The sequence below is a fragment of the Micromonospora eburnea genome (assembly GCF_900090225.1).
GTDB classification, from domain to species: domain Bacteria; phylum Actinomycetota; class Actinomycetes; order Mycobacteriales; family Micromonosporaceae; genus Micromonospora; species Micromonospora eburnea.
Genome location: NZ_FMHY01000002.1, coordinates 3,471,678 through 3,484,468 on the forward strand (window position 1 = coordinate 3,471,678; position 12,791 = coordinate 3,484,468).

General features: G+C 73.6%; 9 protein-coding genes. 5 read left to right on the forward strand and 4 right to left on the reverse strand.

The window, feature by feature from the left end; genetic code table 11:
- Positions 1–10: 10 nt before the first annotated feature.
- From GA0070604_RS15635 to GA0070604_RS15645, 3 genes are all read right to left on the reverse strand, one after another.
- A complete protein-coding gene (locus tag GA0070604_RS15635) occupies positions 11–1,051 on the reverse strand; it encodes a LacI family DNA-binding transcriptional regulator (protein ID WP_091127160.1) in 1,041 nt (346 codons plus the stop codon).
- Positions 1,048–3,486 (reverse strand): beta-glucosidase family protein, encoded by a 2,439-nt coding sequence (locus GA0070604_RS15640; RefSeq protein ID WP_091118607.1) that lies wholly within the window; start codon positions 3,484–3,486, stop codon positions 1,048–1,050. Before GA0070604_RS15640 ends, GA0070604_RS15635 begins: the two co-directional genes overlap by 4 nt.
- 249 nt (positions 3,487–3,735) lie before the next feature.
- Positions 3,736–4,950 carry an ROK family transcriptional regulator gene (locus GA0070604_RS15645; protein WP_091118608.1) on the reverse strand — a complete coding sequence of 405 codons (1,215 nt, stop codon included), beginning with the start codon at positions 4,948–4,950 and terminating at the stop codon, positions 3,736–3,738.
- A 215-nt stretch (positions 4,951–5,165) separates the two neighbouring features.
- Between GA0070604_RS15645 and GA0070604_RS15650 the strand changes: the two genes are divergently transcribed.
- Genes GA0070604_RS15650 through GA0070604_RS15665 form a run of 4 tightly spaced genes read left to right on the forward strand, consistent with a single transcriptional unit; the run spans position 5,166 to position 10,850 of the window.
- Positions 5,166–6,833, forward strand: a complete 1,668-nt coding sequence (locus GA0070604_RS15650; RefSeq protein WP_091118609.1) for an extracellular solute-binding protein — start codon at positions 5,166–5,168, stop codon at positions 6,831–6,833.
- Positions 6,834–6,876: 43 nt separating this feature from the next.
- A complete protein-coding gene (locus tag GA0070604_RS15655) occupies positions 6,877–7,881 on the forward strand; it encodes an ABC transporter permease (protein WP_091118610.1) in 1,005 nt (334 codons plus the stop codon).
- The gene (locus GA0070604_RS15660) at positions 7,878–8,816 is read left to right on the forward strand and encodes a carbohydrate ABC transporter permease (protein WP_244161919.1); all 939 of its coding nucleotides are present in this window, start codon (positions 7,878–7,880) and stop codon (positions 8,814–8,816) included. The genes GA0070604_RS15655 and GA0070604_RS15660 overlap by 4 nt, the downstream gene beginning before the upstream one ends.
- A gap of 21 nt (positions 8,817–8,837) precedes the next feature.
- Entirely contained in the window at positions 8,838–10,850 is a 2,013-nt protein-coding gene (locus tag GA0070604_RS15665) for a beta-galactosidase (protein ID WP_091118611.1), read from the forward strand.
- 104 nt (positions 10,851–10,954) lie between these two features.
- On the opposite strand, the gene GA0070604_RS15670 is transcribed toward GA0070604_RS15665, so the two are convergent.
- Positions 10,955–11,536 (reverse strand): TetR/AcrR family transcriptional regulator, encoded by a 582-nt coding sequence (locus GA0070604_RS15670; protein WP_091118612.1) that lies wholly within the window; start codon positions 11,534–11,536, stop codon positions 10,955–10,957.
- A 64-nt stretch (positions 11,537–11,600) separates the two neighbouring features.
- Between GA0070604_RS15670 and GA0070604_RS15675 the strand changes: the two genes are divergently transcribed.
- Positions 11,601–12,614 carry a hypothetical protein gene (locus GA0070604_RS15675; RefSeq protein WP_091118613.1) on the forward strand — a complete coding sequence of 338 codons (1,014 nt, stop codon included), beginning with the start codon at positions 11,601–11,603 and terminating at the stop codon, positions 12,612–12,614.
- Positions 12,615–12,791: the final 177 nt, after the last annotated feature.

Consider the following 12,791-nt stretch of genomic DNA (forward strand, 5'->3'; position numbering starts at 1 on the left):
GCGGCAGGCGTCACCGGCCGGTCCCGGCGGTGCTGTCCCGCACGGTCAGCCGGGGGACGAGCAGCGTCACCTCCGGCACCGGGTCCTCCCGAAGCCGGCGCATCAGCAGCGCCACCGCCTGCCGGCCGATCTCCTCGGCGGGGACCGGCACCGAGGTGAGGCCGGCCTGGTCGGCGAACTGGTCGGGGCAGATGGCCACCACGGAGACGTCCCGCGGCACCTGCCGGCCCAGGGCCGGCAACGCGGCCAGCACCGGGCCGACCGCCGACTCGTTCTGCACCACCAGCGCGGAGACGTCGGGATGGCGGTCCAGCAGTGATCCCAGGTCGCGGCGGACCGCGGCCGGGCCCTCCTCGCACGGCAGGGTCACCGCGTCGACGCCGAGCCGCGCGGCGGCGGCCACCACCCCGGCCCGGGTCCGGTGGGCGAAGCCGGTGCCCCGTCCGTAGACGGCCGCCGGGGCGCCGAGCAGCGCCACCCGCCGGTGCCCCAGCCCGGCCAGGTGCTCGACGCACACCTCACCGGCCCGGTGGAAGTCGAGGTCGACGCAGGCCAGACCGGCGGTGTCGGTGGGATGGCCGATCAGCACGCTGGGCAGCGCCAGTTCCCGCAGCAGCGGCACCCGGGAGTCGTCCAGCTCCACGTCCATCAGCAGGACGCCGTCGACCATCGCGCTGCCGGCGATCCGACGCAATCCGGCCGGGCCCTCGTCGGAGGTGACCAGCAGCACGTCGTGGTCGAACCGGCGGGCGGTGGTGACCACGGCGGTGGCGAACTGCATCACCACCGGCACCTGCATCCCGGTGCGCAGCGGCAGCACCAGCGCGATCACGTTGGCCCGGCGGCTGGCCAGGGCGCGGGCCCCGGCGTTCGGGTGGTAGCCGAGGGCGCGGACGCTGGCCAGGACCCGGTCGCGGGTCACCGCGGAGATCACCCGCTTGCCGCTGAGGACGTACGAGACGGTGCTGGCGGCGACCCCGGCGTGCCGGGCGACGTCGGCGATGGTGACCTGGCCGGCGGGGCTGCGGCCGCGGCCCGGCGCGCGGGTCACCGGCCCACCCCGCACCCGGCCACGGCCGACCGGGCGGCACCGGCCGCGCCGGTGACGGTGAGCGCGCCGACCAGCCGGATGTCCCGGGCCGAGCGGCCGACCTGGACGGTGTGGGTGGCGTCCTCCACCACCAGCGCGCCCCGGGACTCGTCCCACCAGGCCAGCTCGGCGGTACGCAGCCGCAGCGTGACCGTCGCGCGCTGCCCGGGCGCCAGGGTGACCCGGGCGAAGTCGCGTAGCTGCCGCAGCGGCTGCTTGACCCGGGAACGCCGCTGCCGGGTGTAGAGCTGCACCACCTCCGTGCCGGGGCGGGCACCGGTGTTGGTGACCGACACGCTGACCTCGACCTCCTCGCCGGCGGTCGCCTCGGCCGTGTCCAACCGCAGGTCGGCGTAGTCGAAGCGGGCGTAGCTGAGCCCGTGCCCGAACGGATACAGCGGCTCGCCCCGGTGGTACAGGTAGGTGGCGTCCGCACCGATGATGTCGTAGTCGAGCAGGTCCGGCAGCTCGGCGGCGTCGGCGTACCAGGTCTGGGTGAGCCGGCCGGCCGGGTCGGCGTCGCCGAGCAGCACGTCGGCGAGGGCCGCGCCGTGCTCCTGGCCGCCGTGCGAGGTCCACAGCACCGCCGGCAGGTGCCGCTGCGCCCAGCCCACCGCGTACGGGTAGCTGCTGGTCACCACCAGCACGGTCCGCGGGTTGGCGGCGTGTACGGCGCGCAGCAGCGCCTCCTGCCCGGCGGGCAGGGCCAGGTCGACCCGGTCCTCGGTCTCACGTCCGTTGACCATCGGGTGGTTGCCCAGCGTCACCACGGCCACGTCCGCGGCGGCGGCCAGCGCGGCGGCCTCGGCGGCCCCGTCGGCGAGCAGGTCCACGGTGAACGCGGCGGCGCGGGCCGGGTCCGCCCCGACGGAGAGCCGGCCGTCGGCGTCGACGGCCACATACCCGCCGGTGGCGAGGTGGTGCAGCAGCGCGGTGCCGTCGGGGCGGTGGTCGAAGCGGAACGTCTCCCGGACCACCCAGCCGCCCGGGCCGGGACGGTCGTTGACCAGCGTACCGCTGTCGTCGGCACCGACGTGCCGGCCGTTGCCGACGGCGCGCAGCGCCACCACGTCCCCGCCCCAGTCGAAGACGTCGAACGCGGCGGGCGTGGCGTCGAGGGCCAGCGGGCCGCCGTCCGGGGTGCCGGGGCAGTGGACGTACCGGTCGCCGAGGCGCAGCGCGATCCGGTCCGTGCCCGGGTGGGTGGTCACCTCGGGCAGCCGTCCGGCCAGCCCGGCGTAGGCGGTGACCGCGTACGGCAGGGTGCCGCTGTACCAGTCGAGGTGCACGGCGTCGGCGAGCGGGCCGAGCACGGCCACCCGAGGCGCGGTGGCGGGGGAGAGGGGGAGCAGCCCGTCGTTGCGCAGCAGCACGACCGCGGCGCGGGCCGCCTCGCGGGCCAGCCGCCGGTGCGCCGGGCAGTCGACCACGTCGGGCGGCACGTCGGCGTACGGGTCCTCGTCCGGCGGGTCCAGGTCGCCCAGACGCAGCCGTACGCCGAGGATGCGGCGGACCGCCCGGTCCACGTCGGACTCGCTGACCAGCCCGCGGCGCAGCGCCTCGGTCAGCCGCTCGACGGTCGGGACGCTGTTCTGGTCGTCCTCGGTGAAGCTGTCGACGCCGGCGCGCAGCGCGGCGGCGAAGCCCTCGACGTGGTCGGGCAGATGGCCCTGCACGCCGGCGAGGTTGCCGACCGCCCCGGCGTCGCCGACCACCATGATCTCGTCGTCGGCCCAGCCGCGCAGCTCGCCGGCGATGAGCGGGCTGACATGCGCCGGCACCCCGTTGACCCGGTTGTACGAGGCCATCACCGCCACCGCCGCGCCGGCTTGGACGGGTGCCCGGAAGGCGGGCAGCTCGTACTCGTGCAGCACCCGGGGCGGCAGGTCGCTGGAGGTGGTGGCCCGGTCGGTCTCGTTGTTGTAGCCCAGGAAGTGCTTGAGCGTCGGCGCGGTGCGCAACCGGGTCGGGTGGTCGCCGCGCAGCCCCCGGGCGTACGCGGTGGCCAGCCGCCCGGTCAGCCACGGGTCCTCGGACCAGCCCTCCTCGTTGCGCCCCCAGCGCGGGTCGCGCAGCGGGTTCACCACCGGCGCCCACACGTTGAGGCCGACCCGGGCGGGGTCGGCCTGGTGCATGGCGCGGACCTCGTCGCCGACGGCGGCGCCCACGGCCCGGATCAGGTCGGGGTCCCAGGTGGCGGCCAGGCCGACCGCCTGGGGGAAGACGGTCGCCGGCCCGAGCCAGGCGACGCCGTGCAGCGCTTCGGTGCCGGTGCGGAACGCGGGCAGGCCGAGCCGGGGCACCGGCGCCTGCCACTGGTGCAGCAGGCCGAGTTTCTCCGGCAGGGTGAGCCGGGCCAGCAGATCGTCGAGGCGGTGGGGGGTGCGGTCGGTCATGGCGGGTGCCTTCCGTGGGCGTCGGGGCGACCGGCGGGCTGTCGAAGCGCTTCGACGGCCGTCGTGACGAGCGGCGGAGCGCGAACATGCGGATGGGAGCGGTGGTCGGCCCGGACGCTGGTGAAGCGCTTCGACGACCGCGGAGAAACAAGCCGCCCCGGCTGCCCTGGTACGGGGTGGCGGTACCGAGGTTGGCACCAGGGCACCGATCCGGTCAAGGCCCGGTGCGGGTCCGGGCCGTGCGTGCGCTCAGGTGGTCGGTAGTCGGCCGGCCTCCACGGTGGCCAGCGCGGCGGTGGCGCCGCCGAGCGCGGTCGCCGCGGAGCCGAGCGTGCTGGCCTCCAGCCGGCACGCGCCGGGAGCGAGGGTACGGGCGGACAGCTCCGCCCGGGCCGCCGGCAGCAGCCAGGGGGCCAGGGCCGCGAGGTGGCCGCCGACCACGACCACCTGCGGGTCGATCAGGTTGGCCAGGATGGACACTCCGTGACCGAGCCACCGGCCGACCTCGGTGAGTCCGGTCAGGACGGTGTCGTCGCCGGCGTGGGCGAGGGCCTGGATGCGGTCGATCTCCGGCAGGTAGTCGGTGACCGGGCCGTCCCGCTCGGCGTCGGGCAGGACCCGGCGGACCACGGCGTCCACCCCGGTCAGTGCCGCCAGGCAGCCGTGCCGGCCGCACGCGCAGGCCGGTCCGGCCGGGTCCAGCGGCACATGGCCGATCTCGCCGGCGAAGCCGCGGCCGCCGCGCAGCAGCCGGCCGCCGCTGACCGTCCCCGCGCCGAGCGCGGTCCCGCCGGTCAGGTGCACCAGGTCGGCCGTCCCGGCGTACGCGCCGTGGCGCTGCTCGGCCAGGACGGCGAGGTTGGCGTCGGTGTCGACGCCGACGGTGAAGCCCGGTTCCCGCAGCGCGCGACGCAGTTCGGCGGCGAGCGGCAGGTCCCGCCAGCCCAGCGTGGGGGCCAGTGGGACCACGCCGTCGGCGCCCACCAGCCCGGGTACGCCCACGGTGAGGCCGAGCACGCCGCGGCCCTGCCCGGTGAGCCGGGTGACCGCTCGGCGGGCCAGCGCGGCGAGCGCGCGTACGGTCTCCTCGGCCGGGACGGTCGGCGCGGCGAAGGCACGCCGCCAGGTGAGCAGCCGGTTGCCGCCCAGGTCGACGGCGACCACCACGAGTTCGTCGTCGCCGACCTGGAGCCCGAGCCCGGCGTACGGCTCGCCGTCGAGGACGAGCATGGTGGCGGGCCGGCCGACCCGGTTCTCGGTGAGCCCGGTCTCGCGCAGCAGTCGCCGTTGGATCAGTTCGGTGACCAGGCTGGAGACGGTGGCCTTGTTGAGTCCGGTGTGCGCGGCGATGTCGGCCCGGGAGCAGGGTGCGTGCAGCCGGACGTGTCGCAGGACCACGGCCCGGTTGGCCACCCGGACGTCGCTGAGGTCGGTGGGCTGGGGTGGGGTGTGGATGCTGATCACGAGCTGCCCGCTTCCTGCGCCGACACTGCCGGTCCCGGTGGTGCGGCTCTCATCATCGCCTACCTCCGTGGTCGGTTCGGATCGACCACCCGGGGGTGGTGCCGCGGCTGTCTTGTGGGCGGGATCACCGTCGATTAGTTTGTTCGGCTAGAACCCCAACTAATTCTATCCGGTTCCAGGTCCTCGGCAAACCACCACGACGAAGGGAGCGCGCCGTGAAGCCGTCCCTGCCGGGCGCATCCACCGACCGCCGGACCCTGCTGCGGCTGGTCGGCCTCGGCGCCGCCGCCACCACTGTCGGCGGCGCCCTGACCGCATGCAGCAAGGAGGCCGGCAGCAAGGGCACCGCCACCAAGGCCGACGCCATCCGGTCGGTGCTGCCCACGTACAAGCCGGCCGAGCTGCTCAAGCCGGACATCCCCGGGGAGGGACCGATCCCCGACGGCTATCTCAGCTACCCACGGCAACTGGTGGACGCGGTCACCGAACAGCCGGGCCGAGGCGGGCCGGCCATCCGCACCATGAGCCCGTGGTGGGGCCCCACCCCGCCGACCCTGGGCCGGAACTCCTACCTCGCCGCGGTCAACGCCAGGCTCGGCGTCGACGTCGACCCCAGCCTCCAGGACGGCGGCACGTACGCCGACAAGCTCAACGCGATGCTGGGCGCCCGCGACGTGCCGGACATCCTCAGCGTGCCCAACTGGGAGGTCGACAAGATCGCCCGATTCTCCGACGCGGTCAAGGCGCTCTTCGAGGACCTCACCGACCACCTCAAGGGCGACGCCGCCGCGGCCTACCCGTACCTGGCCGCGCTGCCCACCGGCGCGTGGGAGTACTCGGTCTGGGGCGGCCGGCTCCACGCGGTGCCGTTCCCCACCGACGGCCCCTTCGCCTGGGCGCTGTTCCACCGCAAGGACCTGCTCGACCGGGCCGGCCTGGCCGCGCCGACCAGCCCCGACGAGCTGTACGAGCTGGGCAAAAAGGTCACCGACCCGGCCCGGGGCGTCTGGGCCTTCGGCAGCATCTTCGACATGGTGCAGCAGTTCTTCGGCTGCCAGCAGATCTGGCGCAAGCGGCCCGACGGCGGCCTGGAGCACAAGTTCGAGAACCCGGCGTTCGCCGCCGCCCTGGAGTTCACCGCCAGGCTGTTCAAGGAGGGGCTGGTCCACCCCGACACGGTGGCCAGCAAGGGCGCCGACGAGAAGCAGCTGTTCAAGGCCGGCAAGATCCTGATGTACCAGGACGGCCTCGGCGCCTGGCAGGGCCTGCAGAGCGAGCAGACCAAGGTGCTGCCCAGCTTCGACATGCAGCCAATGCCGGTCTTCGGCGCGGGCGGTAACCAACCGCTGATCTGGGGCAGCGAGAAACCGATCTTCTTCACCTTCGTCAAGAAGGGCCTCGGCAAGGATCGCGTCGGCGAGCTGCTGCGGGTGCTCAACTGGTGCGCCGCCCCGTTCGGCAGCCGCGAGTTCGAGCTGCGCGAGTACGGCGTGGAGGGAAAGCACTTTACCCGGGGCGCCGACGGCAGCCCGGTGCCCACCGAACTGGGCCGCAAGGAGATGGGCGCCCAGTACACCCACATCGGCGGCCGGGTCCCGGTGAAGGTGCGCAGCGCCGACACCCCGAACTACGTGCAGGACTACCTCGGCTACTACCAGAAGAACATCGCCCTGATGGAGAAGGACCTGTTCGCCGGGATCAAGCTGGAGCTGCCCGCCAACTGGTCGAAGATCATCCAGCCGACCGACGACAAGATCCGCGACATCCTGCGCGGCCGGCGACCGGTCAGCGACCTGGAAGCGGTCCGCAAGGAGTTCTTCGTCACCGGCGGCGAGGAGGGGCGCGCGTTCTTCGAGAAGGCGCTCGCCGACAACGGCCGATGAGTGAGCGCCAGCAAGCGAATCACCGCCGCAGCGGGGTGGTCGCATGAGCAGGCAGGGTGCCGCCGGCGTGGTCGACACGCCGGCGGCTGCACCGCCGGGGCGTACCCGAAAAGGGGCTCGGCGGACGCTGCGCGTCCGGCTGGCCCGCGACTGGCCGCTGCTGGCGATGACCGCCCCGGCCGCGGCGCTGCTGCTGGTCTTCCACTACCTGCCCACGCTGGGCAACGTCATCGCCTTCCAGGACTACAACCCGTTCATCGGTGACGGCCCGCTCGACGCGTTCCTGCACAGCGAATGGATCGGCTTCGGCAACTTCGAGGCGCTCTTCAGCGACCCGCTGTTCTGGGACGCGGTCCGTAACACCCTCACCATCACCGCGTTCCAACTGGTCTTCTTCTTCCCGCTACCGATCCTGCTGGCGATCCTGCTCAACAGCCTGGTCTCCGGCCGGGTGCGCGGCTTCGTGCAGAGCGTCGTCTACCTGCCGCACTTCTTCAGTTGGGTGCTGGTGGTGACGTTCTTCGTGCAGATGCTCGGTGGTGCCGGGCTGCTCGCCCAGGAGATGCGCCAGGCCGGGCTGGAGCCCTGGAACGTGATGACCAATCCGGACGGTTTCATCGTGCTGGTCACCGCGGAGGCGGTCTGGAAGGACCTCGGTTGGGGCGCCATCGTCTTCCTCGCCGCCCTCGCGGCGATCGACTCGAACCTGTACGAGGCGGCCGCCGCCGACGGGGCCGGCCGGTGGCGTCGGCTGTGGCACATCACCCTGCCGGGCCTGCGTCCGGTGATCGTGCTACTGCTGATCATGCGCCTCGGCGACGCGCTGTCGGTCGGCTTCGAACAGTTCATCCTGCAACGCGACGCGGTCGGCCGGGACGCCGCCGAGGTGCTGGACACCTTCGTCTACTACCAGGCGATCGCCACCCAGCAGTGGGGGCTCGGCGCCGCCGCCGGACTGTTCAAGGCCGCGGTCGGGCTGGTGCTGATCCTCACCGCCAACCGTGTCGCGCACCGGCTCGGAGAGCAGGGGGTGTACTCCCGATCGTGATCAGCCACCTCGACACCGCGACCGCCCGGCGGCGCCGCTCCCGCCGGCCCGTCTGGGAGGAGCCGCCCTCGCCGGCCGGGCAGGCCGCCAAGGGCGCCCTACTCGTCCTGCTCGTCGCCGCGGTCCTCGTCCCCATGTGGGCGGTCCTGGTGACCAGCCTCTCCTCCCGGGAGACGATCGACGCGGCCGGCGGGATGGTGATGGTGCCGCGCGGCATCGATCCGTCGGCGTACGTGACCATCTTCAGCGGCGGGCAGATCACCCAGGCGGTCTGGATCAGCACCCTGGTCACCGTGCTCGGCACCACGCTCAGCCTGGCGGTGACCGTGCTCGCCGCGTACGGGCTGTCCCGGCCCGGGTCGGTCGGCCACCGGGGGCTGCTCTTCTTCTTCCTGCTGACCTTCCTCATCTTCCCCGGCCTGGTGCCCAGCTACCTGGTGGTCACCGGTCTCGGGCTCAAGGACAGCATCTGGTCGCTGATCCTGCCCAGCGCGGTCAGCGTGTTCAACCTGGTGGTGATCCGGGCGTTCTTCATGAACGTTCCCGGGGAGCTGCTCGACAGCGCCCGCATCGACGGGGCGGGGGAGTTCCGCATCCTCTGGAAGATCATGTTGCCGCTGTCCCGGGCGGTGATCGCCGTGGTCGGCCTCTTCTACGCCGTCGGCTACTGGAACGCGTACTTCAACGCGGTGCTCTACGTCGACGACAACGACAAGTTCCCGATCCAGCGGGTGCTGCAGAGCTACATCCTCGCCGGGCAGTCACCCAACGTCTCCGGCACGCCGGTCAACCTGCCCGGGGTGACCGCGTACCCGCCGACGCTCGCGGTCAAGATGGCGGTGGTGGTGGTCACCGTGGTCCCGGCGGTGATCGTCTACCCGTTCGTGCAGCGGCACTTCACCAAGGGCGTGATCACCGGCGCCGTGAAGGGCTGACCGGAGAAGGGATGGTGGGCGGTGCGGGACGACGGCCGGCTCTGCTATGGCGGCGACTGGAACCCGGAGCAGTGGCCGGCCGAGGTGTGGCGGGAGGACGTCGCGCTGATGCGCCGCGCCGGGGTCACCCTCGTCACCGTCGGTGTGTTCGCCTGGTCCCGCCTCGAACCGGCTCCCGCCCGGTACACCTTCGACTGGCTCGACCAGGTCCTCGACCTGCTGCACGACAACGGCATCCGGGCGGCGCTGGCCACCCCCACCGCGTCGCCCCCGCCGTGGTTCTCCCTGGCCCACCCGGACGCGCTGCCGGTCACCGCCGACGGGGTACGGCTGCACCACGGCAGCCGCGACACCTACTGCGCGGCCGCGCCCGCGTACCGGGCCGCCGCACGCCACATCGCCGGGGTGCTCGCCGACCGGTACGCACACCACCCGGCCCTGGCCCTGTGGCACGTGCACAACGAGTACGGCACCACCTGCCACTGCGCGCACACCGAGGCGGCGTTCCGCCGCTGGCTGGCCGACCGGTACGGTGACCTCGACGCGCTCAACGCCGCCTGGGTGACCAGCTTCTGGAGCCAGCACTACTCGGACTGGGCGCAGATCGCCGCGCCCCGCGCCACCCAGTACCTGGCCAATCCGGGTCAACTGCTCGACTTCCGCCGATTCTGGTCCGACACCCTGCTGGCCGCGTACGTCGAGCAGCGGGACCTGCTGCGCGCGGCGAACCCGGCGGTGCCGGTCACCACCAACTATGTGCTCGGTGACTGGGTGCCCGTCGACCACGGCCGGTGGGCGTCCGAGGTGGACCTGGTCGCCATCGACCACTATCCGTCCACGGCGGACGGTGGCGCCGAGGAGCAGACCGCGCTCGCCGCCGACCTGGCCCGTGGCTGGGCCCGGCACGGCGCGCGCCGCCGGGGCATGGAGGGAGGGCGGGCGTCCTGGCTGCTGATGGAGAGCGCCCCGAACCAGCTCCACACCGCCGGCCGGATGCACACCAAGGAGCCCGGCCGGATGGCCCGGCACAGCCTCGCCCACGTTGCCCGCGGCTCCTGCGGGGTGATGTTCTTCCAGTGGCGGGCCCCGGTCGGTGGGGCGGAACGCTTCCACTCGGCGCTGGTGGGGCACGCCGGCCCGGACAGCCGGGTGTTCCGGGAGGCCGCCGACCTCGGTGCCCTACTGGGCCGGATCGCCGAGGTCGACGCCGGCCGGGTGGACGCCTCCGTCGCGATCGGCTGGGACGCGGCCTGCGGCTGGGCGCTGCGCCACCCGGGCCTGCCGTCGCAGCGGCTCGACCACCACGCCGAGGTGGCCGCCGCCCACCGCGCGCTGTGGCGCGCCGGGATCGCCTGCGACCTGGTGCTGCCCGGCGACCCCCTCGACGGTTACCGGCTGCTCGTGCTGCCCGCCCTCTACCTGGCCTCGGACGCCACCGCCGACTGGGTACGCGACCACGTCCTCGGCGGTGGCCACCTGCTGGTCACCTGGCTCAGCGGCGTCGCCGACGAACACGGCCGGATCCGCCTGGGCGGCTACCCGGGCGCGTTCCGCGACCTGCTGGGCATCCGGGTCGAGGAGTTCCACCCGCTCGCCGCCGCCGACCGGGTGCCGTTGACCGGCGGCGGAACCGGCCAGGACTGGACCGAGACCGTGCACCTGGCCGGCGCAGAGCCGGTCACGGCGTATCTCGGTGGGGTGCTGGACGGGCTGCCGGCCGTCACCCGGCACCGGCTCGGTGACGCCCTCACCTGGTATGTCTCCACCCGGCCCGACGACGACACCTACCGGCGGCTGCTGGCCGAGGCCGCCCGGCTGGCCGGGGTCGGCCCGGTCTGTCCCGAGGCGCCGGCCGGGGTCGAGGCCGTGCGCCGCCGCGACGGTGACCGGAGCTGGCTGTTCCTGATCAACCACACCGACCGGGCGCAGCGGGTGCCGGCCACCGGGACGGACCTGCTCACCGGAGAGGTCGTCAACGACGCGGTGAACATCCCACCCGGCGGCGTGGCGGTGCTGCGCGAGCCGCCCCGGTGACGGTCCGCCGCTGCGGGACCGTCTGGACGACGGTCGGCCCGTTCGCCGGTCGGCCAGCGGCGCGACATCACCCCGACCGGCCTTCGCGCGGCCGCCGCGCGCGTTCAGCCACGGCCGCGCACGAGCGGCAGGAACACCTCGTCCACGATCTCGACCAGCACCTCGTCGGGCACGGAGGGGATGCCGCGCATCGCGTACTCGGCGCGCAGCAGCATCATCGGCGTCGTCGCCACCCGCTGGTGCACGGCCGCGCCCGACGCCTCGCCCCGGGCCGCGGCCCGTTCCAGCATCGCCAGCCAGGCGCGGTCCATGGTGTCCGCGCCGGACCGCTCCCGCATGAGGGCGAGCAGTTCGGGATCGTCGGCCGCGGCGGCGAGCAGCCCGCGCAGGATCGCCCCGTGCGGCGACGACCACGTCTCGTTCGCCCGCCGCAGCAGTTCCAGCGCGTCGCCCCGCAGGGTGCCCGTGTCCGGGTTCGGCATCACGGCGTCGGACAGGTGACGGTACGCCGCGATGCCCAGTGCCGCCCGGTGCGGCCATCGGCGGTAGATCGCGTTCTTGTTGGTCCCGGCCCGGGCGGCGACCCGGTCCATGGTCATCCCCGCGTAGCCGGAGTCGCGCAGCTCTTCCGCCGCCGCGTGCAGGATCGCCCGCTCCAGCTCCTCGCCTCGGCGCCTCGTGGCCACGCCTTGCAGGGTACTAGACGTACCCTATAGGGTACGCGACGTACCTTATGAACGAGGAGGGCCGATGCGCGTCTTCGGCATGAACTACGACACCGGTTTCGTGAGCGCGGGGTCCACGACCCACGAGCCGTTCGACCACGAGACCGTGCGGCGCGACCTGCGCGTCATCCGCGACGAGCTGCACTGCGACGCGGTGCGCATCACCGGCGGTGTCCAGGACCGGCTCGAACTGACCGCGGGGTTCGCCGCCGAGGCCGGGCTAGAGGTGTGGCACTGCCCGTTCACCAACGGCCTCGACCGCGACGGGCTCATGGCGTTCGTGCTCGACGGCGCCGAGCGGGCCGAGCGGCTGCGGCGGAGCGGGGCCTCGGTCGTGTACCTCACCGGCTCCGAGATCTCCATGTTCACCGACGGCTTCCTGCCCGGCCGCGACCTGGCAGAGCGCATGGCACTGTTCACCGACCCGATGCGGATGCGGGAGGCGGTCCCGGCCGCGCAGGCCGCGGTGCGCGACTTCCTCGCCGAAGCGGTGCCCATGGTGCGGAAGCGGTTCGGCGGGCCCGTCGGCTACGCCTCGATCCCGCTGGAGGCCGTGGACTGGGCGCTGTTCGACATCATCGCCAGCGACGCCGGGTACCGCGACGCGACCAACGCCGCGGTGTTTCCGCAGAGCCTGGCGGCTGCGGTGGGGCAGGGCAAGCCGTACGCCGCGACCGAGTTCGGCTGCTGCACGTTCCGCGGCGCGGCCGACGTCGCGGGCGGGGCGGAGCCGGTGACGTACGACGAGCACGGCCGCGCCGCGAAGCTCACCGCGGGGCTGGAACGCGACGAGGAGGGCCAGGCCCGCTACGTCATGGACCTGCTGCGCGACTACGAGGCCGGCGGGGTGGAGGCGGCGTTCGTGTACACGTTCGCGAACCGGCACCTGCCGACCACTGACGACCCGGAGCGCGACTTCGACCTGGCTGCGCGCGGGATCGTGCGGGTGCTGCCGGACGGCTCGTGGACGCCAAAGGCCGCCTTCCACGCCCTTGCCGCGTACGGCCGCTCGCGCGTGCAGAGCCGGTCGGCCACTTAGGCGTCCAGGATCCGGGTCTCGATACGACGTAGCCCGTAGCCGTAGGACCTTCCTCAGCGTCGCGTCCCGGAACGCCGGCAACCAGTCCTCGCCACGGATGCGGGTGACCTGCTCGTCGGCGTGGTCGAACAACGCCTGGGACTCGACGACCGCGAACGCCCGCCCACGTACGGGCCG